The organism is Paenibacillus sp. Negev47 (assembly GCF_058313655.1).
Genome location: NZ_CM177754.1, coordinates 1170977 through 1194160, shown reverse-complemented (window position 1 = coordinate 1194160; position 23184 = coordinate 1170977). Strand labels below are relative to the sequence as shown.

At 42.4% G+C, this 23184-nt stretch carries 24 protein-coding genes and 1 pseudogene; 1 reads left to right on the top strand and 24 read right to left on the bottom strand.

What is annotated here, in order from left to right:
• Positions 1-199 precede the first annotated feature (199 nt).
• The 4 genes from AC4G47_RS05565 to AC4G47_RS05550 form a co-directional block, all read right to left on the bottom strand.
• Positions 200-1705 (bottom strand): extracellular solute-binding protein, encoded by a 1506-nt coding sequence (locus AC4G47_RS05565; RefSeq protein WP_491105179.1) that lies wholly within the window; start codon positions 1703-1705, stop codon positions 200-202.
• 18 nt (positions 1706-1723) lie between these two features.
• A complete protein-coding gene (locus AC4G47_RS05560; RefSeq protein WP_491105177.1) occupies positions 1724-2611 on the bottom strand; it encodes a carbohydrate ABC transporter permease in 888 nt (295 codons plus the stop codon).
• Between the two features lie 12 nt (positions 2612-2623).
• The gene (locus AC4G47_RS05555) at positions 2624-3610 is read right to left on the bottom strand and encodes an ABC transporter permease (RefSeq protein ID WP_491105176.1); all 987 of its coding nucleotides are present in this window, start codon (positions 3608-3610) and stop codon (positions 2624-2626) included.
• A gap of 274 nt (positions 3611-3884) precedes the next feature.
• The gene (locus AC4G47_RS05550) at positions 3885-6263 is read right to left on the bottom strand and encodes an AraC family transcriptional regulator (protein WP_491105175.1); all 2379 of its coding nucleotides are present in this window, start codon (positions 6261-6263) and stop codon (positions 3885-3887) included.
• A gap of 242 nt (positions 6264-6505) precedes the next feature.
• Here AC4G47_RS05550 and AC4G47_RS05545 point away from each other — a divergent pair, with 242 nt between their 5' ends.
• Positions 6506-7861, top strand: coding sequence for a dipeptidase (locus AC4G47_RS05545; protein ID WP_491105174.1), 1356 nt, complete (start codon positions 6506-6508; stop codon positions 7859-7861).
• A gap of 632 nt (positions 7862-8493) precedes the next feature.
• On the opposite strand, the gene AC4G47_RS05540 is transcribed toward AC4G47_RS05545, so the two are convergent.
• The 20 genes and pseudogenes from AC4G47_RS05540 to AC4G47_RS05445 form a co-directional block, all read right to left on the bottom strand.
• Entirely contained in the window at positions 8494-8865 is a 372-nt protein-coding gene (locus AC4G47_RS05540; RefSeq protein WP_458123883.1) for a hypothetical protein, read from the bottom strand.
• 229 nt (positions 8866-9094) lie between these two features.
• The gene (gene nagA / locus AC4G47_RS05535; RefSeq protein WP_491105173.1) at positions 9095-10312 is read right to left on the bottom strand and encodes an N-acetylglucosamine-6-phosphate deacetylase; all 1218 of its coding nucleotides are present in this window, start codon (positions 10310-10312) and stop codon (positions 9095-9097) included.
• A complete protein-coding gene (nagB, locus tag AC4G47_RS05530; protein ID WP_491105172.1) occupies positions 10309-11037 on the bottom strand; it encodes a glucosamine-6-phosphate deaminase in 729 nt (242 codons plus the stop codon). Before nagB ends, nagA begins: the two co-directional genes overlap by 4 nt.
• Before the next feature lie 3 nt (positions 11038-11040).
• Positions 11041-11904, bottom strand: a complete 864-nt coding sequence (locus AC4G47_RS05525; protein ID WP_491105171.1) for a MurR/RpiR family transcriptional regulator — start codon at positions 11902-11904, stop codon at positions 11041-11043.
• Between the two features lie 301 nt (positions 11905-12205).
• Positions 12206-12307: pseudogene (locus AC4G47_RS05520) on the bottom strand (LuxR C-terminal-related transcriptional regulator); the annotation flags it as partial.
• Positions 12308-12314: 7 nt separating this feature from the next.
• Positions 12315-13862, bottom strand: coding sequence for a recombinase family protein (locus AC4G47_RS05515; RefSeq protein ID WP_491105170.1), 1548 nt, complete (start codon positions 13860-13862; stop codon positions 12315-12317).
• A gap of 13 nt (positions 13863-13875) precedes the next feature.
• A complete protein-coding gene (locus tag AC4G47_RS05510; protein ID WP_491105169.1) occupies positions 13876-14049 on the bottom strand; it encodes a hypothetical protein in 174 nt (57 codons plus the stop codon).
• Between the two features lie 283 nt (positions 14050-14332).
• Positions 14333-15136, bottom strand: a complete 804-nt coding sequence (locus AC4G47_RS05505) for a hypothetical protein (protein ID WP_491105168.1) — start codon at positions 15134-15136, stop codon at positions 14333-14335.
• A gap of 95 nt (positions 15137-15231) precedes the next feature.
• Entirely contained in the window at positions 15232-15465 is a 234-nt protein-coding gene (locus tag AC4G47_RS05500; RefSeq protein WP_491105167.1) for a hypothetical protein, read from the bottom strand.
• A 142-nt stretch (positions 15466-15607) separates the two neighbouring features.
• Entirely contained in the window at positions 15608-15976 is a 369-nt protein-coding gene (locus tag AC4G47_RS05495) for a type II toxin-antitoxin system PemK/MazF family toxin (RefSeq protein WP_491105166.1), read from the bottom strand.
• A gap of 265 nt (positions 15977-16241) precedes the next feature.
• Positions 16242-16772 carry a type II toxin-antitoxin system PemK/MazF family toxin gene (locus AC4G47_RS05490; protein ID WP_491105165.1) on the bottom strand — a complete coding sequence of 177 codons (531 nt, stop codon included), beginning with the start codon at positions 16770-16772 and terminating at the stop codon, positions 16242-16244.
• Positions 16773-16855: 83 nt separating this feature from the next.
• Entirely contained in the window at positions 16856-17065 is a 210-nt protein-coding gene (locus AC4G47_RS05485) for a hypothetical protein (RefSeq protein ID WP_491105164.1), read from the bottom strand.
• 363 nt (positions 17066-17428) lie between these two features.
• Positions 17429-18112: a BRO-N domain-containing protein gene (locus tag AC4G47_RS05480; protein WP_491105163.1), complete on the bottom strand. Its 684-nt coding sequence runs from the start codon at positions 18110-18112 to the stop codon at positions 17429-17431.
• A gap of 378 nt (positions 18113-18490) precedes the next feature.
• A complete protein-coding gene (locus AC4G47_RS05475) occupies positions 18491-18634 on the bottom strand; it encodes a hypothetical protein (RefSeq protein WP_301245416.1) in 144 nt (47 codons plus the stop codon).
• 53 nt (positions 18635-18687) lie between these two features.
• The gene (locus AC4G47_RS05470; RefSeq protein WP_301245414.1) at positions 18688-19443 is read right to left on the bottom strand and encodes a zeta toxin family protein; all 756 of its coding nucleotides are present in this window, start codon (positions 19441-19443) and stop codon (positions 18688-18690) included.
• A 327-nt stretch (positions 19444-19770) separates the two neighbouring features.
• Positions 19771-20538, bottom strand: coding sequence for a stalk domain-containing protein (locus tag AC4G47_RS05465; RefSeq protein WP_491105162.1), 768 nt, complete (start codon positions 20536-20538; stop codon positions 19771-19773).
• A gap of 80 nt (positions 20539-20618) precedes the next feature.
• Positions 20619-20957: a hypothetical protein gene (locus AC4G47_RS05460; RefSeq protein WP_491105161.1), complete on the bottom strand. Its 339-nt coding sequence runs from the start codon at positions 20955-20957 to the stop codon at positions 20619-20621.
• Positions 20958-20987: 30 nt separating this feature from the next.
• Positions 20988-21992, bottom strand: coding sequence for a hypothetical protein (locus AC4G47_RS05455; protein ID WP_491105160.1), 1005 nt, complete (start codon positions 21990-21992; stop codon positions 20988-20990).
• On the bottom strand, positions 21989-22237 hold the full coding sequence (locus tag AC4G47_RS05450) for a hypothetical protein (RefSeq protein WP_491105158.1): 249 nt from the start codon (positions 22235-22237) through the stop codon (positions 21989-21991). Before AC4G47_RS05450 ends, AC4G47_RS05455 begins: the two co-directional genes overlap by 4 nt.
• 370 nt (positions 22238-22607) lie before the next feature.
• Entirely contained in the window at positions 22608-23132 is a 525-nt protein-coding gene (locus AC4G47_RS05445) for a hypothetical protein (protein WP_491105157.1), read from the bottom strand.
• Between the last annotated feature and the right edge of the window lie 52 nt (positions 23133-23184).

Genomic DNA, 23184 nt, shown 5'->3' with positions numbered 1-23184 from the left:
CTTTACCAATAGCGTTCATTTAAGTTCAAATAGGTTTGTTTCGCTTTGATTATACATCAAAAACCATATTCAGGAAGTCATAATTTCCAGAAAGTTGGATGAAATTTTTGTTCACTTATCAAGCCACTACAGCAATAAGAAAAAGCCCGGCTGTCTCCGTTACGCTGAAAGCACGGCTGCCAGGCTTTGGCTTATACGACTACTTCAGTGCAGCGTACAGTTCATTGACTTCTTTCACATAATCGTCTCCGCCGTTGTTCTTCCACAGGGCAACAGCATCTTCGAATCCTTTCTCATCAATCTGACCTACGATATATTTGATCCGTGCATCGTTAATGATATTATCCAGCTGCGGTCCTTTCTGAGCGTATACATCAGAGATCAGCGGTTCGCCAGGATTGGCGATGACAATCTCTTCGTTGGCTTTCTGCACCTGTGCAACCTTTTCACGGACAGGTGTCTGTTGTACACGAAGCGTTCTGTCTTCCGGCACAAACATCAAAATCTGATTTAAGCCCTGCAGGTCGCGGAGTGCAAGCTTGTCAGTGCTCGGTACGATGTAGTCTTCTTTTTTCTCGTATTGCTTACCTTCCAATCCGTTGTACAACAATGCCTGCAGTTCCGGTTCATTCAGCTGATCCAGAAAGCTCAGTACCTTCTTCAAGTCTTCTTCCGTTTTGACACTGCTTTTGGAAATGGCAATCAGGCCGGAGTAGCCGGACGTTGGCATATCGCGCAATCCCTTTGGACCTTCCATCGCTTGCAGCACATCTACGCGTCCTGTCGCATTTGGGTCTTTATCGAGTATTTTCTGATCCATGCGCTGCGCATTATCTGCTACATCCACCATGACACCTGCTTGACCGTTTACAAATGGATCTGGCAGTTTCGTCGCATCCATCACGGCAAAATCCTTGTTTACCAGACCTTCGCTATAGATTTGACGGAAAAATTTCAGGGCTTCCATGTATTCTGGTGTCTCATGCGCCGGGATCAGGCCTCCGCTACCATCATCTCCCCATTTGTTGGGTGCACCGAACCATACCTGCATGTTATCCCACGGGCCCGTGAATTTGCTTGCAACCAGACCGTACGTATCAGCCTTGCCGTTACCGTCCGGATCATCCTTCGTGAACGCTTTCAATACATTGTAAAATTCGTCAATCGTCTTCGGCTCTTCCAGACCCAGATTCTCCAGCCAATCTTTGCGGATTGTGACCCCATTACGTCCTAGGGCGCGTGCCCGGTAGATCCCATAGGTTTTGCCATCGATTGACGCATTGTTGGTGATGATTTCATTCATCTGGCTCAGATTCGGATAGTCTTTCAGATATGGACCAAGCTCCCAGAATGCTCCGGTTCGTGCCGCATTAATGAAACTTGGGGACTTCCCTAACACCACCATAATCTGAGGCAGTTTTCCCGAGGCCAGTGTAATGTTGAATTTGTCTTCGTACGAGCTGCTCGGCACCCATTGCAGGTTCACATCCACCTTGGTCAATTCTTCAAGCTTCTGGATGACTGGGCTATTCTCCGGCGGATTCTCGGCTTCAAAGTTCGGCAGCATAATTGTAATCTGATCGGTGCCACCCGTAGCGGTTCCTGAACCTTCTTTGTCGGTGGAGCATGCTCCCAGGATTGTACTTAATACCAGTGACGCAGAGAGTAGCAGTGCACCTTTTTTGAATCCTGTTTTTTGTCCCATACGTTCTCCCCCTTGGCTTTAGCCTTTGATTGAACCTAACATGACACCTTTGGCAAAATGCTTCTGCAAAAACGGATACACCAGCAAAATCGGAATGGTACCCACAACGATCACCGCCATTTTGATCGACTGCTCTGGTGGCTGTACAAAATTGGGGTCCATGTTCGCCATATCTCCGACACTGGCCTGCGAGAGTAATACGATCTGTCTCAACATGACTTGCAGCGGCCATTTGTCACTGTCCGAAATGTACAGCAGTGCCGAGAAAAAGTTATTCCAGTGTCCTACGGCGTAGAACAAGGCAAACGTGGCAATGACCGGCTTCGATAAAGGCAGAACGATTCGCCACAGCACCCCGAGATCCGAACAGCCGTCGATGCGGGCCGCTTCCTCCAGCCCGGGCGGCATTTGCTGAAAAAAGTTTTTGACAACAATTAAGTTAAAAGCGCTGATCGCGCCAGGAAGCATAAGGGCCCAGTAAGTATCAAGCAGTCCCAGTCCACGAATGACGAGATACGTCGGGATCATGCCACCGCCGAATAACATCGAGAAGATCACCATGTTCATCATGACATTACGCCCCCAGAAGTCACTTCTGGATAGTGGATAAGCCATCGTTAGTGTGAAGAACAGATTGACCAGTGTACCTGCCACCGTGATGAAAATGGAAACACCAATGCTGCGAAAGATCGTGGACGAGGAAAAAATATACTCATATGCACTGAAGGAAAACACCTTCGGAATGAGGAAAAAACTGCGTTCGGTGATCTCGGCTTCCGTTGCGAAAGAATTCCCTATAATATACAGGAAAGGAAGGACGGTTAATATGCCCAGAATCCCCAGCATGACGTAATTGAAGATATCAAATACCTTGCCGGCAGGGCTGTTGTATAGACGGCTGTTCATGGGCGCTCCTCCTTAATAAATTCCGGGATGACCGAATTTTTTCGCAAGTTTATTACTGCCAAGCACCAGGATAATCCCTACCACAGACTTGAATAGTCCAACAGCGGTACTGTAACTGAATGCACCTTGCGTGATCCCCACCGTGTACACATACGTATCAAACACATCTGCGACATCCCGGTTGAGGGAGTTGGTCATCAGATAGATCTGTTCAAACCCGGTATCGAGGAAGTTCCCCAATCGGAGAATGAGCAAAATGACTATGGTCGTGCGAATCGCGGGAAGTGTGATATGCCACATCCGCCGTAATCGTCCTGCGCCATCCACAATGGAAGCTTCATACTGCTCCGTATCTACACCCGCAAGGGCTGCCAGGAAAATGATTGTTCCCCAACCCATCTCTTTCCACATCATCTGGACAATAATGAGCGGACGGAACGAACCCGGACTGGAGAGCACATCAATAGGCTTGCCTGTAATCCAGGCGATCAGGTCGTATAACACCCCGCCTTGCGGGGTCAGGAACACATACGTGATACTGGCGATAATAACCATGGATACAAAATGGGGTACATAGACCAGCGTTTGAATCGTTCTTTTGAAGAAAGCGACCCGAATTTCATTTAATAATAAGGCGATAATGATCGGTGCCGGGAAAAAGAAGATGAGATCATAAAGGGCAAGGACCAGCGTATTACGTAACAGTCGGAAGAAGTCCGGATTGGAGAAGAAGTTCGTAAAGTTCTCCAGCCCCACCCAATTACTCTCACGGATACCCAAGAAAGGCTGATAGTCCTGAAAGGCAATGACGATCCCCCACATAGGCAAGTATTTAAAGATCACAAAGTACAAAAAACCGGGAAGCACAAGCACATATAACCATTTGTTTCGTTTGATCTGCCTTTTCCAATTGGACTCCTGTTTTAAGGGTCTTGTAGCCAGATCCGCTTGAACAGTTGCAGTGGCATTGGTATTCCAGTCCGTCTTCCCGTTCATCATGTCTCCCCTCCCTCAACGATGTAAGCGTTATCAATTAACCTGATACTCAGACTATACAGCCGATCTTTTTCCGGCAACCTTCATTTTTTGCATACCTCTGGTACTATGACCAAGAAGCCCGCTATAACGCCATTTTCACATGTTATTGAATATATCGTAGCAGGGATAATTGTACATTTTTGCAGGTTTATCTTTCTTTGTATCACGGTAAAAAAGAAAAAACCGGTATCCGCTAATTCCGGATTCCGGTCAGAAAAGACAGCCGTACAAACGGTTATTGTCCGAACCATTGATCGCGATACTGACTCGGCGTAACTCCCTCCTGTTTCTTGAAAATCCGATTAAAATAACTGTGCTGATATCCCACAGCCGCCGCAACATCATTAATCTTCATCGTTGTCTCACGTAGCAATTGCTTCGCCGCATCCATTCTCACACGTGTCAAATAATCAATAAAATTAATGCCCGATACCTGTTTGAATGCCTTACTTAGGGCATAGGGTGTCATCTGCTCTGTATCCGCACAGTTCTCCAGCGAAATATCATTCTGGTAATGCTTATCGATATACAACATCGTACGTTCCACCACCAGCTTCAGCGGTTCCTGGGACCGTTCCTCGATCTCTTGTACATACGGCATGAATACCTCATTAGCCATCCAGTGTCTCATCTGCGTAGCTTCACGAATACCGGATAATTGCTCATACATGTTGCGACCTCCAAACAGCTTATAAGGTGTTACCCCCGTTTGCAGCATCATGTGTTGAACACTCCCCAGTAATTGAAGCATCATCTGTTGCACCTGGAATTCGGTACTGTCCGTCTGCGTAATCTCACTCATGAATTGCTCCAGCACACGTTCCGCTTCGGCTTGCTTGCCCAGCCTGATCGCCTGGATCAACTCACGTTCCAGCCCCAATGGATAGGAAGCTGCTTCGTTTCTGCGGAAACACTCCTCATCATCGAGATCGAGAATCTGGCTTCCTTCCTCCACACTGCGATAAGCCACGGCCTGTTCCATCTCGACGAATCGTCCGGGCAGTTCCTGTAATGAAGCCGCTGGACGGCTGACCATCAGAGTCACCTTCATTTTGAGCGTTCGCCCAATGACCTCCACCAGTTCCTGTCCCCATGAGAGCGCCTGTGACTTCACAGGTTCGTCCTGAGGAGCGATCACAAGCATGGCCGAAGACAGGTCGTGGAAGTTCATGACACTGATCTGCCTGAAATAATTTTTGGCGACTTCTTGGGTGATATTCACAGCCGCAAAAGTAACCAGTCCTGTGTCCTGGCTTCCAAATCGGCCTTCCAACTGCTCATATCCCGTAAAATACATCTGCACCAGCAAATACTGCTGGCTCTCCAGTTCAAATCCGAGATTATGCATCCGCTGCTGGAGATCCTGCTCGTTATAGGCATATAGATGCCCCTGTACAAGTTGTAAGACAAAACTGTCACGCAGATGGGGAAGCTGCTCCTGCAATTGGCGATGTGCCGTGACACTGCGGGAGGTCAGTTCGTTCCACTGTTGCTCCAGCAGCTCAAACTCGTCCAGCTTTGCATCCGTTGGTGTTGTTTCGTTTCTACCAGGCGTAAGCAGATGCAGCATCCGAGCTACGGGCGAATAGATTCGGCGTGAAGCAAACCAGGATAACAGTAACCCAAGGATTAGACTGCCTGCACTGGCAATAACGATGATTTTGGATACCAGCTTGACCGGCGAAGTGACTGATGTCAAAGGTGCCGCGGAGACATAAGTCCAGTCCGAATCGATCCGACTCAATGACCCATACGAGACGGAATAGGTCTGATCCTCATATCGGAACAGAAATGAGCGGCTGTCTGCATGCAGGGCCACTTCTTCTTTTAGCTGCTGCTCAAAAGCAGAATCCTCTCCCGCCGTTCCCGGATTACCGGTAACCAGTGTGTTCCCTTCCTGATCCATAAGGAACGTTAACCCTTCGTCATAGGGAGTAAGCGTTTTCAACAAACTGGCGACTTTCTCGTTATCCAACGTAATAATCAGTGCACCAAATGGATTAATGCTCTCCCCCGGGATCTTATGTACAAGAACCAGTGCATTGCCTGCATCTGTATGCAGTAGACTATCGTTTGTCAAAAGTGCGGTATCTCTGTTGTTGTTGGAAACCCAGTCTGTCCAGTACACATGGTTACCCATGGAGAGGTAACGATCATATGCCTGTATCTTGGCTTCATCTTTCAATTCGGTATAATCCCGATTAAACAAGATTGGCTTCGGTTCCTGCAAATACAGCTGTGCTGACTTGATCAGTGGGTGGGAACCTTGTAATACATATAAGGTAGTCACAATCTCCTGCGTTTCATTAAAATAATACACAAAATCCAGCGTTCGCAGTGCATTGCCAAACCTCGGCTCAAAAGCCCAATGAGATAAGTTCATCTCCAGATAAGCCAGCTGGTCATCCACATTACGTGCCCGGTTCTCAATCTGGTTCTGATGCATCTGATTGAATTCGGTCTCCATCCGGCCAACAACCTGTTGATACATGACGATACCTGTGATTAGCCCGGGAATACTGGCAATGAGTAAAATAAGCATGAGGCTGTTTCGATAAAATCGCCCTTTGTGTCTTCCTGCCTTTAATCCGGATAACCGTTTGAACCTGCCCAATATTCGATCGCTCCTAGTCGGTTCCATCGGTACTCACCTGCCTGCTCGCATCGGGTCTGACTGTCATGGAAACTTCCTCAACTCCCCTGAGAATATATGGATGAAATCCTTTTCTTGTATTATACGCATAATCATCAGGTCAATGAAACGATATGTAACCGATCATTTTTTTAACCAATGTTTTATTAACCTGACAAAATGGATTACAATGAGATAAAGCAAACATGAAGGAGGCCTTTTTAATGAAAGAACAGATTTATTTTGAACAAAATAGAGAAAAACACCTGGCAGAACTGAATGAATGGTTATCCATTCCGAGTATTTCCGCCATTTCCGAGCATAAAGAGGATGTTAATCGTGCAGCACAATGGGCAGCAGATGCACTCACACGTGCAGGTATGGAAAACGTAGAGATCATTCAAACGGCTGGACATCCGATTGTCTATGCAGATCACCTGCATGCACCCGGCAAACCGACAGCTCTGATCTATGGACACTATGATGTACAACCTGTTGATCCGCTTCACCTGTGGGAGACGCCTCCTTTCGAACCTACCGTTCGTGATGGCAAGCTGTTTGCCCGTGGTGCGACGGATGACAAAGGACAGATTTTCCTACATATCAAGGCAGTAGAAGCCATTCTGGCCGAAAACAAAGAACTGCCGGTTAACGTCAAGTTCTGCATCGAAGGCGAAGAGGAAATCTCCAGCCCGAACTTGCCCATCTATCTGAATGAGCATACGGACAAGCTGCGTGCAGACATGATACTGATCTCGGATACGTCCCTGCTTGAAAAAGGAAAACCGGCGATCTCCACTGGCCTGCGTGGCCTCTGTTCGCTTCACGTAGATCTGAACACAGCCAATACCGACTTGCACTCCGGTTCATTTGGTGGCGGTGTACCCAACGCACTGCATGCACTCGTGTCCCTACTCGCTTCGTTGCATGATGAGCAGGGCCGTGTGAGCGTAGACGGTTTCTACGATGGCGTTCTGCCACTGTCTCCTGAGATGAGAGAAGAATTTGTGAAACAGGGATTCAATGAGGAACAGCTTCGTCAAGACCTCGGGCTGGAGCAATTGTACGGCGAAGAAGGTTACTCATTCGTGGAACGTGTTGGCGCTCGTCCAACATTGGAACTGAACGGCGTATGGGGTGGTTTCCAGGGTGAAGGCAGCAAAACGGTTATTCCGAAGGAAGCTCATGCCAAAATTACATGCCGCCTCGTTGCGGACCAAAATCCACAACATGTATTGGATCGTATCGAAGCACATCTGCGCGCTCACGTTCAACCGGGTGCAACGCTGCATGTGAAACAGATCGAGAAAGCTTTTGCTTTCAATACTGATCCTTCCAATCCAATTCTGCAAAAAGCGGCAGATGCATATGAGCACGTATATGGCGTTCGTGCCCTCTTTACCAAAGATGGCGGCTCCATTCCGATTGTTGAGAAGCTCTCACGCGTTCTCGAAATCCCTGCTGTCATGATGGGCTTCGGCTTGCCGGATGAGAATCTGCATGCACCGAACGAGCACTTCAACCTGGAGAACTTTGATAAAGGGTTGTTGACGATTGTTCAGTTTTTGAAGAGTTTGTAAAAGTTGAAAAATACTCTTACACGGAGGTCACTACGCGGGGAGAATAAGCTTCCGATCGCTGTTATCCCCCGATTTCTTTGATTCCCTTTTCTAAAGGGAGAAATTCGGGTGATAAAGGCGAACGCTTTGCTTCCTCAGCTTTTTTCTCCCCACTCCGTTAACGTGTAAATTATTTATTCAACTTCATAGAGTAGGGGCAGATAGATATTACAAAAACGCTGGCCTACAGGTCATCGTTTTTGTTTGAATCGATTTCGTCCCCTTCACTACGATGCAGCTTCTCATATGACTGATTTTAAGATTGAGCCTACTTTACAAATGAAGGGTAGTGTAGGTATATAAGTATATAAAAGGGGTGTGCCGTCCAACTTCATGACGGTACACCCCTTTTGTAATTGGTAGATCTAGATATATTCGTTTATTTACTTTAAACGAACCGGGCACTTGCTATTCGACGAAAATCCGCAGTTTTGACGAAATAACGAATCGTAGACGCTTTATTTCCTCGTTTTGCATGTCATTCATCAATTTTCTACCGGAATAACGTGGCTGACGTTCATTAGCCCTGTGACTAGAAGGAGAAACCCACTTTCGGGACATCCTCCAGATTCTACTCCCCTCATTCCCTCCAATTATGTGCGGAATGTTGTGAACTTCAGCATGTGCACAAGCCGGGATAAGTGTGCAATCTCCTGCTGGACTCCTGAGGTATCCGTGCCCGCCATAGCCTGGTTCGCTCGCAGCGTTCTGCGCGTGTTCAGCATACCTTCGATCAGTTTCATGACCGTGTTACGTCCACGATGATCCACAATCATATACTTTTTGCGTGCATCCAGCTCTACCCATACGATGTTGCTGAATGATGTGAACAGATGCCTGCGATACTGCTCCATATCGGTCTCATTGTAATGCTCGCCATAAAAGGCATAGTATCCGTGTATGTGCAACTTCTTCGCCAGCACTGTGATGAACGGATCATGTTCGAGCATAGCGTTACGTTCCATGTTTCACGCCTCCGTTATGCGTGATCCGCAGATCCCGTCTTTTTGAGATCTATTTTAGCATATTATCCATACCATTTCCTCTTTGGCAGTCCTTGCTAGTTCGACTTACTCTTTCAATATTCAGGTTGTTACCGTTCAGTACCATTCGTATTGTAGAAGCTAAGCTCGAACAAAGAAGATGGATTTCAACTACGCTGTCCTCATTCCTCACATCTCCCTACAAATTATCTTACTCACCAATCCGTCTGCCCTTCACCCACACACCCTCAATACCCAGCTCCGCATTTAGCAAAACGATATCTGCCTGTTTTCCTTGAGCCAAGGAACCTGTCCGGTGATCAATGCCGAGCAGACGTGCAGGGGTTAGACTTGCTGCCCGTGAAGCTGCCTTCAGACTCAAGCCCACTCCCTGCACCAGATAACGGAAACCGCGAATCATCGTCAGTGTGCTTCCAGCCAGCGCGCCGCCGTCCTTCAGTCTGGCCTCTCCATGCTTCACGATCACGGGCAGGTCGCCAATTTTGTATTCTCCGTCATCCAAACCCGCAGCAGACATGGCATCTGTGATCAACACGAGTTGATCGTTATGTTGCTTCAATTGAGCCAGGATTGATATCGCTGCAGGGTGCACGTGAATGCCATCAGCAATTACCTCGGCACTGATGCGTGGATCACTCAGCACGGCTCCCGCAGCCCCAGGTAGACGGTGATGCAACGGTGTCATGGCATTGAACGTGTGTACTGCATGATGCAGTCCTGCCTCGACTGCCCGCTCCACCTCTTCATAGGTCGCATCCGTGTGCCCGATTGCCGCTGTAATCCGCTGTTCTCGCAGCCATGAGATAACCTCCAGTGCGCCTTCACGTTCCGGTGCCAACGTTACTTGACGGATCAGACCGGGATATTGCTTTTCCCATGCTTCGAGCCAAGATACATCAGGCAGAATGATATGTTCCGGATTTTGCGCACCAGGCCATTTTGGACTGAAAAACGGACCTTCCAGATGTACGCCCTCAAGCTGCGCATATGGCATTGAACCAGAACGGCGGTAGCGGTTGACTTCCGCAAGTACGCTTTCCAGTTGCTCTTTTGGAGCCGTCATGGAAGTCGCAAGCATTGCTGTTGTTCCCTGTGTACTATGGAAAGAAGTGATCTTGTCCAATACCTCCGGGCTTGCGTCCATAAAGTCTTCTCCGTTCCCACCATGCACATGGATATCAATGAATCCAGGCACAATGAGACCACGTTCGGGTACAGGTATAGGCAAGGCCTCTTTCCTAATCTGTTCAGACAGACCTTCCGCTATCCCTGCATAGAGGATTTTCCCATCCCTCCAGGCTAGTACACCGTCTTCCAACATTTCATCTGCAAGGAGCAGCTGGCCTCGAAGAAGCGATATGTTTTTTTCTCGATCACTTCCGTCAACATGGTTACTGGATGCAATCATCTTACCAGCCTCCCTGCGGCACGATCCAGTAATACCACCACATTCGGATGACATTGTAAAAGCGATGCAGGACAAGCCGTTGTAATTGGGCCCATGAACGCTTCGCGGATAATCTCCGCTTTTCCCTCTCCACGGGCAATGAGCAGGATCTGTTTGGCTTTCAAAATGGTACCGACACCCATCGTAATCGCCTGAGCCGGAACTTCATCAATGCTGGCAAAGAAGCGTGCGTTTGCCTTTCTGGTCTCTTCTTTCAGATCCACAACATGTGTCCGCCCAGTCAGCACCGTTCCCGGTTCATTGAAGCCAATATGACCATTATGTCCGATGCCGAGCAATTGCAGGTCTACCGGTCCACGCTCTTCCAGGCGCTGTTCATAGGAATTACATACCTGTTCCAGATCGGCAGCCTGACCATCAGGCACATGGGTTCTAGCCAGATCTATATCGATATGATTGAATAATTGTTCATTCATAAAACTGCGATAACTTTCACGATGCTCTGTTGGAAGTCCGACATACTCATCGAGATTAAAAGAAGAAGCCTGTGAGAAGCTGACAAGCCCCTTCTGATACAACGTGATAAGCTGTTTATATATGCCTACAGGAGAACTTCCTGTCGCAAGTCCCAATACAGCCCGTGGTTTGGTCTGCAACAAACTGGCAATGAGGCCAGCACCCGTGGCGTTCAAATCTTCTTCATTTTCAAAAATGCGAATATTCATCTGTCAAGCACCTCCGTTGTGTTGTACTCGATAAGACTGCACATTGTGATAGGATTGTTCCAGTCTGGGGATAAAACGGTCAAAGTCGGCACTTACCATGCCTGTGAACAAAATATCGACCACATGCAGAAGTGCAATACGTGAAGCCATATCTCCACGCCTCATGCCTTCTTCCAGAGAGGACGTGAATAGTGGAATATCGGATACAGCTGCAAGTGTGTTCGTGCCGTAAGAAGTCAGTGAAATCGTAGAAGCTCCAGCCTCTTTGGCACAATGCAGGGCATCGATAGTCTCTGGTGTTTCGCCTGAATAGGATACGGCCATCGCCACATCTCCCTCAGCGAGCGAAGATGCGGATGTAATCTGCATGTGTGAGTCGGAGAAAGCCGTACAGCTTTTTCCGATCCGCACCAGTTTCTGATAGAAATCCTGCGTAACAATCGACGAGGTAGCCACACCGTACAGATCGATGCGGCGAGCCTGGCACAATAATTGAACCGCATGCTCCAATCTGCCCAAATCCAGTAAACGAGTAGTATCTGCAATAGATGCAAGGTGATTGGCTTCAATGGCTTCAACAATTTTGGAGAGCGGGTTGCCAGCGACGATATCCTGATATGCCGTTTCATCCGAAGCGTGTGATAACTCTGCGGCGAGCTTCATTTTGAAATCGGGAAAACCTTTGAAATGAAACGACTTGCAAAAGCGGGTTACTGTCGCCGCACTTGTTCCACTCTGCTCTGCCAGATGGCTAATCGTCCAGCCGGGAATATCCGATGGAGATTGCATAATGACTTCGGCAATACGTCGCTCCTGAGACGGAAGGTTATTCAGTTCTTGCTGCAACGCACGTAATATGGCTGCCATGAGGACCTCACTTCATGAAAATTATTTTTATTTATTTTCAATTAAATAAGAAAATCATTTTTATAACTTCATTTTAATCAAGACGATCCTGCAAATCAAGAGGATTTTCACACAACTTTCAAGTGAAGGAACGGTGTAAAATGATCCCTGGCCACATGGTTTGGTGACTCAATCCCGGAACAACGCATAATCAGAGGTTAATTAACTATATATCAACAGCAAAAAAGCCTTGCCCCATTCTTCATGACAAAGAATAGAGAAAGGCTTTCATGCTGCTACTTAATCCTAACTGTAATTCGCATCAGATCTTCAGTTCTCCAAGCTTAATCAGCTCGACAACTGCCTGCGAACGACCCTTAACATTGAGTTTCTGCATCACATTCGAAATATGGTTTGAAACACAAAAAAAACTATAGCCTACCCAATACGGAATGGATCTCAACATTGTTTGCTTTATCAACAGTGATATTTGAAACTAACTTTCGCAGAATCAGGTTTACTTGATCCACTTCAGTAAATTGACTCAGATTCGATAGTTCATCAAGTGAAATGATTATTTCATTATATTGTTCATTGTCATTCATATCTCTTTCTAAATCAGTTTTCATCTTGGATAACTGTTCTTGCTTCTTTTTGATCTCTTGCTCATACTGCTCCTTCTCAAATTCATATTGCTCATCATCCATCTCATCGTTTAACTTTTGCTTTCGTATTTCAAAAAGCAATTTACGTGCATTTTGTATCTGCTTTTCTAATTTTACAATTAATTTCCCGGTGTCTTCCCTTGCTTTTTTCGTGATGGTTATCGCTTTACCTGATTTAATCTTGGCTCTTAGTTTCTCACTTAGACTTTGAATAAGAGCATCTTTGAAGTCATCATACGGAATTCTGTTATGATTGCCACATCCAGTTTCACCCTGCCTTCTCCTCTTACTACACACTAAGTAACGATAGGTGTTCTTCTTTCCATTGGAGGTCACAATGTTCAATGATGATTCGCAATGCTTGCATTTGATTATGCCAGCGAATACATTAACCTTATTTCTTACCCCTCCACGCTTCCCACCTCCACGCTTTAAGCGAACCTCCTGTGCTTTTTGGAATAGCTCCTCACTAATAATTGCCTCATGAGTCTGCTTACCACTCTCTTCCCATAACTCCTTATCACGCTTAACTAATTTCTTAGATCGATCAGACATGTTGTTAATATCGTTATATACTTTCACCACTGTGAATTTATTGAACACATTCCTACCAGTGTATATTTCATTTGTCAATATTCGTTCAACTGAGGTAATCCCCCATTTTCCACCCCTGTAAGAAGGTATCTCCTCTTTATTCAGATACTTAGTTATGGCCTTTTCACCCATCTTCTGGTTGACATACAAATCAAATATGAGTTGTACAAGGCTGGCACGTTCATTAGGTATAATGGTTTTCCTATCATCAATTTTGATTTTATCGTAGCCCAGTGGAGCAATCGTGCCCAAAAAATTGCCCTTCATTCCAGATTGTCTAATTCCTCTTCGTGATGAGATGCTAATTTGCTCACTCAACTTTTGGTTCACTGCTGAGAATATTTGAAATTTAAACTCTTCTTTATCAACTTCTGAATCATAGTTCTCGTCCAATGACACAACTCTCAACCCAAGTTTATCTACTAGAATTCTCTTCAATCCAAGTGAATCGTAGGTATCACGAGAAAATCTGGATAAAGAAGAAAAGAGGATGGTCTTAAAGCAACCCTTAGTCGCATCCTCAATCAACGTCTGGATGGATGGTCTCCCAACAATAGAAGTTCCGCTATCCCTGTCCACATATATGTACTCTTCACGAACCTTTAAACTTAACTGCCTTGCTTTCTCTTCACAATCCATCCTTTGATGTTCTGGACTAAATTTTTGGGACTCCTTTGTCGTGGATACCCTAACGTATATCGCTGCATCATCATATCTCATGTAACTTTCCCCTTTATTCTGCCGTTTTAATATGGATGTCATATTCTGAAGCAGGGAAATTTTTGATTGCTTTATGTACTATCGTATCAACTACAAATTGAATTGCTTCTCTTTCTTCTTCTACGCTACGGTTATCATCTATAAAAATAAAGTTGAATGATTGTTTTCTCTTATTTGTCTCCTTCATTCGTTGCACACCACCCGTATTAGTGTCATACGGATACTTTATGCGGATACTGCTTGGACGAATGACAGACAATGTCTTCGCTGTACTTTGAATATTTACTCACCTCCCTACCTGTCTGTCCAAGGTGACACCTGTTGTCACCCCAAGAGACCATACTAGGCTGTCCAGAATCAACTCTAAGCATTTTCCCGTATGTTTCACTTACTTACAACTTACAAGGGTGTAACGGCTAGTAGACTCAGAATGGTATTCTAGACAGTTTGATTGGTCTTCTGTTATGTATTTAGGGTTGATTTTTCAGTTTTATTTGCATCTGTTCAAAGGTGAATGGTTGATTAATGGTATATAGCTGTCCATCAATCATAATCTGGCCTATCGGTATGTAACCCGTATATACTTTCTGTTCACTCTCATTACTATCTAATTCAACTGATTGCTCTCCTACCGTTGTGGCGCTTGACTGCAAAATAAACGTTTTTCCATCAGGTGTACTTGTAAAAACTCCAGTGTCGCTTTCTAAATTAGGTAAGCCCATATCTTTTTTTGCATCTGTAATTGTTTCATACCTTTTAAATGTAGCTAAGCTATTGGATTGATTGTTCCCCATCTCAAATGCATAAACTGGCTTGGCCTGTGCCTTATAAGAATTTTTACCGAACGGTAGCATGGCAATATTAGATAACCTGTATCCTACATCTGGATTAGTCTCAGTACGGTCAACTGTGGGACGGTAAGATTGCTGTTGATCTTTCTCTAGGAAAATTTTTGTCTGCTCAATCCACTGTAACCACATGTCTGATTTGTATTTGATAATTTCCATTACTCCACTAATTGGATCACTCCAAGCACAATAAACTCCCTTATAGACACCTTGTTCATAGCGACAACTATGGATACGCGATTCTATTGATTTGAATAGTAGATAACAGGCAAATTCGTGCTCTTCATCAATTATCTCGTTCTCAATTAAAGTCTGTGTGCATAGAATTCCTCTTGGTAAGTATGTATTGTCTCCATATTTTTCAATCCAACTGTTTATCTCTGATGGGTGCACCTTGTATGGTCTACCCCTCTTTTTATCTGACAACGATAACCCAACCTTTCTATAATAAAGTGTTATTTTAGTCTTTTTAATAAAATCAGAAGTCGGATATGTAGCCGACCCCCGTATCTGTATAATTGCTACTCGCTAACTTTCTTGAAATATTTCAGTTGTAGTTTGGGATTATAGAAGAATTCTGTGTTGGCTGTATATGTATCATCGATCACATATTTTTCATCTTCAGTGAAAATTGAACCGTCATCGACCAAAATTTTATACTGTTTTCCAACTGTAAGATCCTTCGTTTCCCCGCTTATCAATTCAATAAAATCAAATTCTTCATTCTCACTTACTTCTCTCAATTCAGGCTGCATATACACTTTCCTCCATGTTTTTATATTTGATAGACACATTGACAGGTAACATTAATCAAGTCAATTTGCATCACCACCTCTATTGTACATGTACATCCAATGGTGTCTATCTATATAATACACAGCTTAAATCGTATGTAGGTTACTCCCATGCATTGATACAACCAACCTGAACCAAGAGAGCACGATCCAGTTGAGGTACGTACGTATTGGCACTACCAATTCTCCATAACAATTGATCTTTTTGAATGGTACTCATCTGTTCGAACAGCACAGTTGAGTCATTTCGTAATCCGCATTCAGAAGCGTTCAGTTTAACATGTGTAGGCATATCCTTCTTATTAACAGATGTCACACTAGCTACCTGTACAGTCGGGCTGTGACGATTTCCCATATCATTGGATACAATCAACACAGGTCGCTTTCCCCTCTGAATGCTACCACTTGCGGCTGGTAAATTTGCAAACCAAAGCTCGTACCGTTTATATTCCGTCTTTTCAGCAGTCAACATTTCATCACTCCGTTTGTCGTTTTCTTTATAGTTGTATTATATATCCTATTTTATTATTAAACAAGTATTATTTTAGTGTAATTGGCGTAAAAAATAGACTCTTAATATCCATTCTTCATAAAATAAAAAAAGAAACCCTACTTCTAAGGCTTCTTCAAAGTTGATTTCTATGTAAATTTGGTATTTCATAAAGAAAGGATCGGGCTTTTTGCCCAATCCAATTTATTAAATATGTAACGATATCAAATTGTTAACTAAAGCACCCTTACTCGTCTGCCGATGCATCGTCAAAAGTGCTTGCATCTTCATACTCTTCAAGGAACTGGGCAAACTTCTGCTCACTAAGTTTGTCAACCATCGCTTGAACATATTCCCAACTTCCAGTAGACAATAGTGTTGCAATGGTGATGGCACTCATTGTCTTAGATTCAATCTCACCAACATAGTTATCATTGGTCAACCAGTGAGAAGGGACAGTGATTATTTGAAATGCTAGAGCAAAACTATCATGATCTAAAAAAGAATGTAGTTCTTTTTTCAATGGGACGTGGGTGGCAAGTAAATTCCCATTTTCCACAGCAGACCTAGCAGATGAAATTGCAACCACATGCACATGGTTTGCAGATAGAACCTTACCAGTCGAATCAGGGTTTGCAAGCACAATTGCTTTATGTTTCCCATATATGACTGTGTGAGGTTTTGGCATTAAATTGACGTGATTCTCAACCTCTGGATCATACTTAGGCTTCGGAAAATAGACAGTGTACACTTGACCCTTGATAAAAGTATTTGACAAGCTTATCCCTCTCTCTAGGAAAATTAGACCAATTTTAGTCTAATAGTATCACATTTTTATGTGAGAAGGGAGATAATGCGAGATTATTTGTCAAATTCTGATCGAATTCTTAATGTTTCTTTTTGTAGTTTCTTCTGCATACTTTTAATTTCGCTTGTATCTTTATCAACCATTACTTTTTTCATATCTATCCCTAAGATATCTGACAAGTCAGAGAAAATATCTAAATTCTTACTTTTAATTTTTTTATTGATTGGATTGGCGGGAAAATGAACTAAGTTACTCATTTCCATCTCATCCTCCTTTGGCTCACACATTTTACACTCCTCCACGTAATCCTTAGTTGTTAAAGTATATACCCTAAATTTTAGAATATACACATCGCCCAACAGAATAGTGGATATAATCAAATTGCTAAAGCTGAATAAAGTACTGGTAACATAAATGATACCATTTTCATATAACATATACAATGTATATGCAACAGAATGTGCGATTGAACTCACATATAATGTGTTTGAGATCTCATACAAATTGTGTGTCCAACAACACATACAATGTTGAATTCCATGCGCTACTAGGTAAAAGTATGCTTTCATGGTATATAAAAAGCCACCTCTAACATGAGGCAGCCCCTTACTATGATATTCTATGTATTATTTACAAGCTGCTGTTCTATAACGCATATTCTCAACTTTCCATTCGACCATACCTTTGATCCTTACGTATTCTTGAGCTAGACCTGCTTGATGGTAATCGTTAAACTGTTGTATCTTGATATCTAGAAAACTTACCAACTCGTTACGAATATCTTCCATACTTTCAATATGGTCTTTCAATTTCTTGTTTCCGTGGTGCCTAGAATTCTTCCGTTTATATGGTAAGCGTGATTTATGCTGTCTGTGAAATGCTAAGAACTCTTCGATAAGACTATATAGCTTAGTGATATTGTAATCATCCAAATTAGCCATGAAGTTTGAAACATTAAACTTAACTTGCTCATGTGTAGCCTCATCTGATATGTACATTCCATCTCTACGAATAGTAGGCAGTACTTCGCCCGTCACCCATTTACGGAACAGCTTTGCTTCTGGCTTTTTACTGTCGAAGATTACATCATATAGACCATCCTCATTTATAATAGTGCTATTTTGAATTCCACCAGATGTTTGAAGGGGGTATGTTGAACATACATCCTTTGAAAGACGCTGTTTTGCTGCACGTGGAGCCAGATCCCCAAGTACACCACATACATCTCTTAATACAAACCATGGTTCACTTTCTACAAAGATCACTCTTACATCTTTCTCATTAAATTTGAACAAGGAACTATTAATCACTAATCAAATCATCCTCTTCTAGTTTATATTTTATGCGCAAGCGACAGTCCACTTTCAACCTGTTAACAGGCAGTATTCCATCCTTACATCAACTCAACTAGCTCAACTCATCTGGTTATGTATAGTGTAGGCTATGTCTTACTATTGATATTCAATTCCTCCTCTCATATACAGTATAATTCAAGAGGGGGCAAATCGTTAAGACTGATGGAAAAGAAAACATGAACATATAATAAAAAGCCACCCTCATAAGAAGGTGACTTCATTTTGATGGAAACCAGTGTAGCAACCAGAACACATCTAATTTATATGCTCAATACTTGCATACGACTACAGTGGGTTTACTCCATCAGTAGCTTGAACATGGTGTTAAGTGAATTATTTAGTGACCAAACGAAGTTCTTTGTTTTTTAATTCTTTTTTCTTTTCTTCAATAATCTTTTGTTCACGCTCATTTTCACTTATGTAAAGCTCTTTTTTCTTCTTTTCGAATTCACCGATCAATTGTTTGAAATCCAACATATTAATCGCCTCCAAATACAGTATAACACAAATTGGATTCATGTTTGAAGATGTTACAAAAATGTTCCGGTTTCTTTGAGAATGACACTACTTTTCTCAAGGAATATCTCCAGTCTTTTTTTGTTTAATATTTTCTCTTCTCCATCAATCCGAATTGAGATAATATCAGGATATTCAAGACTGTTGTCGTATAGAACATAGGTGTCTACTAAATCTTTAAGCCGTAAAAATGCTTTTGAAACATCTACGTGGGTTTGGATTAGAATATCCTCTGGCACGAGTCTTCCCTCAAGAAGTTGACGCTTTTTATTTCTTTCGATTGCCGTTTGGATCGGAACATCAAAGACCATTGCATTTACTTTGTATCTCTCCGTATGAAGTTGACGAATCAATGTTTCATACTTCTCAATGTTCTTCATTGTCCCATCAAAAATAAAGTCTCTTCTTGTTTCGATGCAGCGCTGAATAGCTTTGTCGGCAATGTCACTACTTTCATCATGCAGATAAAAGGCCCAGTCATCCTTAAAGTTTTCTTCGTAATAAGAATATTCCGGTATCATCAGTTTAATTGAATCGCAGTCGACAACCGTTAGCTCTTGTTCATCGTTGTCAATAGAATCAAGTCTCAGCAAGATACGAGACGAGCGACTTTTCCCAGAAGCTGAACCTCCACCAAGCAAGATAGAGTTTGGCGTTTCGTTACCCTCTGCACCACAAAGCAGTTTTTCAATAATACCGTCATGCTCTTTGATCCTGTGATCATCGTATTCACCATTACGAGTATGCATTTCACGAGTTGTTTGTGTCATTGTACTCACTCCCGAAGATAATTGAGGTAAATTTGTACCTATTACTAGATTATACCAAAGTAGCAAGTTTGACCACAATATTTTCTTCATTTAATAGAGAGTGAACGCTATTCGTTAGTTATTATTTAAACTTTTGTAACCTAAACCTCAACCAAAGCAGGGGAGAGGACACCCAATTCAGTCAATCGCTCGGTGAGTATTGAGTCGATGTTTTTGAAGTCCCAGTAGGGAATGCGTATTAGCGGGATGTTGTTGACTTTGCAGTAGTTGGTTTTTATTTTGTCCTTTTTCTGTTGGAGTTTGAATGTTTTTAAAGTAAGTTAATCATTACTTATAAAAACGCATGTAAGCATCTAATCCAATATCAAACACGGAATTTTTTTCAGCATAGTCGATAGGCAATAGACCATTTTTATCCTCAATTTTGGGATTTGCATTTAATTGTTCAAGTTCCCCATAGTAGAATGAGTTTTTATTAATTACCGCTAGATGTAACGGCGTTTGTTTCTGGTTGTTTAGTAAATTGACATCCAATGCATTACGTTTAATTGTTAGAAACAACGAGTAATTATTTTCCAATACAACATAATGCATCAGACTGTTTCCTGTATCTTTATCTTGTGTGTTCACAGTAATCTTTTTAGTTGTAATTGCTTCTTTAACTTTTGCTGCATCAAGTTTCCCATCAGTGGAATACTTTTCATGAAGTCCTTGCACGTATTGTCCTCCTGTATTATTAGTGGTTGTAATATTGTTCGAATTGCTTGGATTGTTAACGCTATTTCCAGTTGAACCATTGTTTGTTGTTGTGTTGCTTGCCGATACTCCTTCTTTCAATGACACTTGAGTACTAGTTACAGACTCAACAGAGTAACCCATGGCATTTGCTGTATCTCTGACTGGAAGATATAGCTTTCCATTTACATTAAGTGGGGTGTCAGATAATTTTGCTTGAGTACCGTCAACCACAATTTTCACGTTACTTTGTGTTGCTTTGAGGTATGTAGCTGCTCCTACTGCTGTTCCTGCTGTAACTGTAATGCCAACAATTGCTCCCAACATGAAAGTTGGCAGCTTAGACAGTATTTTTTTCATATTATTTACCTCCGATAGAGTGATATGGTATAGCCCGTATGGAGGACTATACCATAGGATTATCGGTTACATTGATGCTATCACTTAGAATTCTCTACGAAAATTTTAGAGACATCAACGGCCTGCCCATTAATAAAAAAGAATGGCTGAGTGCCTGACGCTTCCAAACTTACGCTTGTTTCTTTCTCGATATTCTCCTCTAGAGGATTTGTAACCAACCTTAGATAGCGATTAATAAGGTATTCATCTTTACACTCCTTTAATTGTTGATGAACGTATGAATCCAGAATCTTTGTAAGATTGTGTTGCATAACAAAATTCATCAAAATATCGTACTCATCCATAGTTGTTTCGTACATGTCTCTCGTTTCTTGTAGTTCTTCCATCAGTTTCTTCTCTAGCTCAAATCGTTTATTCATATGTATATTCTCCTCTAAAAGTTTAATTGATTAGTTCAGATCGATACGACTACCGTTCATTTTAATGTTTCCTGTGGCCTTAATATTGATATCACCTTGAATGTCGATCCCAAGACCTGAAGTTGTTAATTCAAAAGTTGAACCATTAGAAAGACTCAATCTATATGTACCGTTCTCAGTGGCAATGAATTGAAATTCTTTACTTCTAGCAGTATATTTTCCTTGATCCGCTGTTGTTATGATCCCTGAATCATCAAGAAGTACACTTCTCTCTCGACCTGTATTGCTTTGATAGTATGTTTGAGATAGACCTCCGTTATATTTTACTTCCTGATACTTACCGCTTGTTGCAGTCATTCCATCACCTTCGCCATGTTTAATAGCATCAGGGAAGTAGTCTTTATATCGTTTCAATTTTTTTGTATCTGGAATCTTCGCAGTGTACATTTGTGTGTTTTCTTTATCCAACTCAAAATATGTAAGAGTACCTCCACATTGCTCATTTGCCGCAGCAGCATATGCTTTTAGCAATACTCTCCCAATATCCTCTTTCCCCAGATAACGTTCAATTACAGGGTCAGTAATCCAATGTCCCTTTCCATATCCAATAACCAAATCTTCACCAGGATGAGCAGAAATATCTACAGGATTAAAATTATCAACCTCATCAAAGTAAACTATCCCCCACGTACCGTCTTCACGAATGCCCGGAATTACAACCTGAATGTTGTACTTAGAATCTTTAAGGTAGGGTCTATTTTCTAAAAATGTACCGTAAACATCTTTCGTTAAATTTACAATCTTTTCAATATCATTTTCTCCTGTTTCTTGAAGAATTCTACTTACTGTATCAGCGATATCCATGCTCCCACTAATGTAAGCCGCAAAGCCGCCAGAGTAAAACTGTAATTTTTGAGCGTCATCATGTAATTGATAGCGCTCCGGGTCTGATCCACGTATAACACATACCCTAGAATCAGCAGAGATATATGCTTTTTCTCCACCATTAATAAACACAATATTACAAACACTCATTTACTCTCCCTCCCCAACAAAGTTATTGTGATGGATGCCAAATCATCATACTTGTATTGACGTGTATTACCATCTTCATCATTCACAGTAATTGGATTATTGTTTGTTAGTCCAGTGATAAAATTAGCACAAATTTGGTTCAAGACAGGTTTCGCTTCCTCAATCTTCAGAATCTTCCCATCCAATCCATCTAATCGAAATTCAAAACCATCTTTTAACTTAACAACAACATCAAACTTGCTCATATTCAATTCCCCATTCACTATGTATTATTTTCGTCTATGAATATTCTCCTAGTTAAACTAATCAAACTCGTTTACTACTCTTCTTCATCCATATTGCCCTTGCTAGTCACCTTGAATCACTTTCCAGCCAAACCCAGCCAACACATTAACCTATACCATGCGTATCTGACCTTCCTCGTATCTCATCCCCCCGTTCATATGTGTTCACAGGTTCCAAGGGTTTGTCTTGGAATTCGTTAACCTTGTGTACTTAATATAATGCCAAATAATTAATTTTGTAAAGTATTATTTTTGTGTAATTAAGAAATTCTTTTCTCTTCTACTATGGTGACACCTCATAATCGATTCTCTTCCTCATATCCTTGATTAATTAATAGGGAATTTGAACACAACCGTCCTCGTTGGTATAAAGTGACCCCCATAAAGGTGAGTGCTCATTTCCATTGTAATTAATCATATCTCCAAGCGAGTGTCCTTTTTGTTGAAATAGAATAGATTGTTCCTGTACTGTTAGATAGGCAAGTTGCTCTGCTGCTCTCACTCCTATTGAACCATCAGATACTAGTGATTGAATTTCAGGAATCAGGTCATTAAGTTTAATCAGTCTTTTAGTCGTCCTTTCTGATTCTCCTATAGCATCAGCAACATTTTTCAACAGGCCGTATTGTCCCGTTGATCGATTTCCCCCATGTCCTGCCTTCCAATACTCCTTCAAGAATACTGCCTGTCTTCCTTTCTTAACCGGATCACTTTCAGCTTCTCCCCTACGCTCTGTATTCTCAGCAATCAACATGTATTCAGCTTGCCATTCATCTACATCAATGATTTCAACTGGAACCTCTACTATTTGCTTCCGGAAAATTTTCCGGGAGGTTATCAAAATTACACTAGACATAACCAACACTGCGTGATAATATTAAATAAATATTATTTTAGTGTAATTAAAT